The 5,462-nt window shown below is 46.3% G+C and carries 1 tRNA gene and 3 rRNA genes; all 4 read right to left on the bottom strand.

What is annotated here, in order from left to right:
* Nucleotides 1-6: 6 nt before the first annotated feature.
* Nucleotides 7-122 (bottom strand): 5S ribosomal RNA (gene rrf / locus LDM93_RS11285).
* 170 nt (nt 123-292) lie between these two features.
* Nucleotides 293-3,169 (bottom strand): 23S ribosomal RNA (locus LDM93_RS11280).
* 331 nt (nt 3,170-3,500) lie between these two features.
* Nucleotides 3,501-3,576, bottom strand: a tRNA-Ala gene (locus LDM93_RS11275).
* Nucleotides 3,577-3,704: 128 nt separating this feature from the next.
* Nucleotides 3,705-5,218 (bottom strand): 16S ribosomal RNA (locus LDM93_RS11270).
* The 16S, 23S and 5S rRNA genes sit together here with 1 tRNA gene alongside, the layout of an rRNA operon.
* Nucleotides 5,219-5,462 lie beyond the last annotated feature (244 nt).

Below are 5,462 nucleotides of genomic sequence, written 5' to 3'. Positions count from 1 at the left end.
AACTCAAAGTGGCAGCGACCTACATTTCCACAGACGTAGCCTGCAGTATTATCGGCGATGGGAGGCTTGACTTCCAGGTTCGGAATGGAGCTGGGTATGACCCTCCCTCTAGCCCCACCACTAAGAGAAAGATAAACACCGATGTGTTCATGTTTCTCCCAGCTCGTAAGCTTTGAGATACTTAGTATTGTTAAGAGTCTAGACATAATGTTGATTTTGGGTAAATTACAATCTTACAAGGACTTAATGTTATTAAGTTTGCACTTAATAAGGTAGTACCTATTTGAAGAATAAAGTAAATACAAACGATCTATTAGTACTGGTCAGCTAAATGTCTTTCAACACTTACACACCCAGCCTATCAACGCAGTAGTCTTCTGCGGATCTTCAGGGATGATTCATCTTGGAGTTGGCTTCCCGCTTAGATGCCTTCAGCGGTTATCTCATCCGAACATAGCTACCCAGCGATGCCCTTGGCAGGACAACTGGTACACCAGTGGTTCGTTCACCCCGGTCCTCTCGTACTAGGGGCAACTCTCCTCAATCATCCAACGCCCACGGCAGATAGGGACCGAACTGTCTCACGACGTTCTGAACCCAGCTCGCGTACCGCTTTAAATGGCGAACAGCCATACCCTTGGGACCTGCTTCAGCCCCAGGATGCGATGAGCCGACATCGAGGTGCCAAACCTCCCCGTCGATGTGAGCTCTTGGGGGAGATCAGCCTGTTATCCCCGGCGTACCTTTTATCCTTTGAGCGATGGCCCTTCCACACAGAACCACCGGATCACTATGACCGACTTTCGTCTCTGCTCGACATGTACGTCTCGCAGTTAAGCTGGCTTGTACCATTATACTCTACGATGGATTTCCAACCCATCTGAGCCAACCTTTGTAAGCCTCCGTTACTTTTTAGGAGGCGACCGCCCCAGTCAAACTACCCACCAGACATTGTCCTCCGCCAAGATAATTGGCGCAAGTTAGCAATCAGAATATATAAGGGTGGTATCTCAAGGATAGCTCATCTACAGCTAGCGCCGTAGAATCAAAGCCTCCCACCTATCCTGCACAAATATATCCCAATTGCAGTGTCAAGCTATAGTAAAGGTGCACGGGGTCTTTCCGTCTTGCCGCGGGTAGGAGGAATTTTCACCTCCACTACAATTTCACTGGATCCCTGGTTGAGACAGCTCCCATCTCGTTACGCCATTCATGCAGGTCGGTATTTAACCGACAAGGAATTTCGCTACCTTAGGACCGTTATAGTTACGGCCGCCGTTTACTTGGGCTTCGATCAAGAGCTTCGCGACGAATCGCTAACCCCATCAATTAACCTTCAAGCACCGGGCAGGCGTCACACCTTATACATCCTCTTACGAGTTAGCAAAGTGCTGTGTTTTTGATAAACAGTCGGGAGGGACTCTTTGTTGCAACCTCTTCCGCTTTCTGGAGTAAATCCATATACAGAAGGAGGCACACCTTATTCCGAAGTTACGGTGCTAGTTTGCAGAGTTCCTTAACCAGGGTTCTTCCACGCGCCTTAGAATACTCATCTCACCCACCTGTGTCGGTTTACGGTACGGGCAACTAATAATACACTTAGAGGCTTTTCTTGGCACGACGGTATCAACGATTCTGAATCAACTCCGAAGAGCGTCATCAGCCTGTCAGGTCTCGAAAACAGCCGGCGGATTTTCCTATCCAGCTTATCTACACCCTTCGAGCCACTATTCCATCAGTGACCTCGTTTAACCCTATGCGTCCCCCCTTCGTACTAAACTATTAGTTGGTATTGGAATATTAACCAATTTGCCATCGCTTACCCCTTTCGGACTCAGCTTAGGACCCGACTAACCCTACAATGACGAGCATAGTGTAGGAACCCTTGGGTTTACGGCGAACAGGATTCTCACCTGTTTTATCGCTACTCATGCCTGCATGCTCACTTCTAGCCGCTCCACCACTCCTTACCGGTATGGCTTCAATGCTGACTAGAACGCTCTCCTACCACTTAGTATAAATACTAAATCTACAGCTTCGGTGTCTATTTTAGCCCCGTTATATTTTCGGCGCAGAATCGCTAGACCAGTGAGCTGTTACGCTTTCTTTAAAGGATGGCTGCTTCTAAGCCAACCTCCTGGTTGTCTAAGCAACTCCACATCCTTTTCCACTTAAATAGAACTTTGGGACCTTAGCTGGTAGTCTGGGCTGTTTCCCTCTCGATGATGGATTTTATCACCCACCACCTGACTGCCATGAATTCACATGAGGTATTCGGAGTTTGACTGGGTTTGGTACCTTGGTATAGGCCCTAGCCCAATCAGTGCTCTACCCCCTCATGTTTCGAACATGACGCTATACCTAAATATATTTCGGAGAGAACCAGCTATCACTAAGTTTGATTGGCCTTTCACCCCTATCCACAGGTCATCGGAGAAGTTTTAAACCTTCACCCGTTCGGTCCTCCACTAGCTCTTACACCAGCTTCAACCTGCCCATGGATAGATCACTTAGTTTCGGGTCTACAGCAACTAACTAACGCCCTATTAAGACTCGCTTTCGCTACGGCTTCACGTGTGTTTAACCTTGCTAGTCACCATAACTCGCAGGCTCATTATGCAAAAGGCAGTCCATCACCCTGTATAAAACATAGGGCTCTGAATGATTGTAGGCAGATGGTTTCAGGTTCTATTTCACTCCGCTCACTGCGGTTCTTTTCACCTTTCCCTCACGGTACTGGTTCACTATCGATCCTGAAGTAGTATTTAGCCTTGGAAGGTGGTCCTCCCATATTCAGTCAGGGTTTCACGTGTCCCGACCTACTCGAATAGTCTAAGATTAGTTTTCATATACGGGACTTTCACCCTCTACGGTCAAGCATTCCAGCTTATTCTATTAACACCTCAAAGATTTTAGGGCTACTCCCTTTTCGCTCGCCGCTACTGGGGGAATCTCGGTTGATTTCTTTTCCTGTGGGTACTGAGATGTTTCACTTCCCCACGTTCGCTCCTCGAAAGGTGACATGCTTCGCAACATGCCGGGTTGCCCCATTCGGAAATCCAGGGATCAAAGCTTCTTGGCAGCTCCCCCTGGCTTATCGCAGCCTAGTACGTCCTTCATCGCCTCTTCTGGTCTAGGCATCCACCATCTGCCCTTAGATTAATTTAATTAATTCTAAGGTACTACCTTATTAAATGCAAATAAGTCATTCACAGATCTCTCTGTTTATGGTTTAGTTGTTTAATAAGTTTGAAGTTCTTACACTTCTAATTTATTGAGTTTCTTGCACATGAAAGATATCATCATTGAATAAATTCTTTGATAATACTTTTTATGTTAAATTGTAATTTTTTTGTATGTTATGTATAAATACATATCATGCAACATTACGTTAGACTCTTAACAATAATAAGTTAAATAACTTTAGGTGTAAAACCTAATAGAAACATTCTTTTGAATACTTCTATTAAGTTTTCCAATCCAGCATCTCTTTTCAGAAATGGTGGAGAATAACGGGATCGAACCGATGACCTCCTGCGTGCAAAGCAGGCGCTCTCCCAGCTGAGCTAATTCCCCAGGTGTTACGTCAAAGATCCTAATAATCTTTGACAACCAAACATAAGTTATTGATTGAACAATTAAACAAACCTGCGTCTTTTGATGTTTGTGATGATACTCTGTGAGGAAATATCATCTATACTCTGAAAGGAGGTGATCCAACCGCAGGTTCTCCTACGGTTACCTTGTTACGACTTCACCCCAGTCGCTGATTCCACCGTGGAGGGTAGCCAGTTTAGCTTCCCCGCTTCGGGTGAAATCAACTCCCATGGTGTGACGGGCGGTGAGTACAAGACCCGGGAACGTATTCACCGTAGCATAGCTGATCTACGATTACTAGTGATTCCAGCTTCATGTAGTCGAGTTGCAGACTACAATCCGAACTGAGACCAGGTTTATAGATTTGCTCCACCTCGCGGTATCGCTTCTCATTGTCCTGGCCATTGTAGCACGTGTGTTGCCCTAGCCGTAAGGGCCATGATGACTTGACGTCGTCCTCACCTTCCTCCTCCTTGCGAAGGCAGTCTCACTAGAGTCCTCGGCCGAACCGTTAGTAACTAGTGACGAGGGTTGCGCTCGTTGCGGGACTTAACCCAACATCTCACGACACGAGCTGACGACAGCCGTGCAGCACCTGTATAAAAGCTCCCGAAGGCACCACTCTATCTCTAAAGTGTTCTTAAATATGTCAAGGCTAGGTAAGGTTCTTCGCGTATCTTCGAATTAAACCACATGCTCCACCACTTGTGCGGGTCCCCGTCTATTCCTTTGAGTTTTAATCTTGCGACCGTACTCCCCAGGCGGAATGTTTAATGCGTTAGCTGCATCACCGAAAAGACTAGCTTCCCGACGACTAACATTCATCGTTTAGGGCGTGGACTACCAGGGTATCTAATCCTGTTTGCTCCCCACGCTTTCGCGCCTCAGCGTCAGTAATGTTCCAGAAGATTGCCTTCGCTTTTGGTATTCCTAGTTATCTCTACGGATTTTACCCCTACACAACTAATTCCATCTTCCTCTCCCACACTCTAGCCTGATAGTTTTGGATGCAGTTCTATGGTTGAGCCATAGGCTTTCACATCCAACTTAAAAGGCCGCCTGCGCGCGCTTTACGCCCAGTGATTCCGAGTAACGCTTGCACCCTCCGTATTACCGCGGCTGCTGGCACGGAGTTAGCCGGTGCTTATTCATATGGTACCGTCATTATCTTCCCATATAAAAGGAGTTTACACACCGAAATGCGTCATCCTCCACGCGGCGTTGCTGCATCAGAGTTTCCTCCATTGTGCAATATTCCCCACTGCTGCCTCCCGTAGGAGTCTGGACCGTGTCTCAGTTCCAGTGTGGCTGATCATCCTCTCAGACCAGCTAGGCGTCATTGGCTTGGTAGGCTCTTACCCCACCAACTACCTGATACCATATAGTCTCATCCTTTAGCGAAAAAACATTTCCCAATTACAATTAATGTAAAAGGAGTATGGGGTATTAGCAGTCGTTTCCAACTGTTATCCCCCTCTAAAGGGCAGATTAACTATACATTACTCACCCGTCCGCCACTTAGCTGACAGTCTTAGCAAGCTAAGACCCGTTCTCGTTCGACTTGCATGTGTTAAGCACGCCGCCAGCGTTCACTCTGAGCCAGGATCAAACTCTCCATTAAAAATGAAATGGTTTGAACCATTGTCAAAGAATCACTTAACTATTTCTAATCAAGCTTAATCTTTATTCCAATTTTTTAAAAATTGGTAAAATTAAAACTCAAATAGACGTTGATTTGTTTACTTATATTTGGTTGTCAAAGATCATTCACTCTCACTCTCTGGGCTAACTCAGCCTAGGTCTCTGTGTTTGTGGACGCGTATTATAGCACCGAACTTTATCCTTGTCAAGGGTTTTTCGCGAAA

The sequence above is a fragment of the Sulfurovum sp. TSL6 genome (assembly GCF_019972115.1).
Lineage (GTDB): Bacteria > Campylobacterota > Campylobacteria > Campylobacterales > Sulfurovaceae > Sulfurovum.
This window is presented reverse-complemented; position numbering and strand designations above follow the sequence as displayed.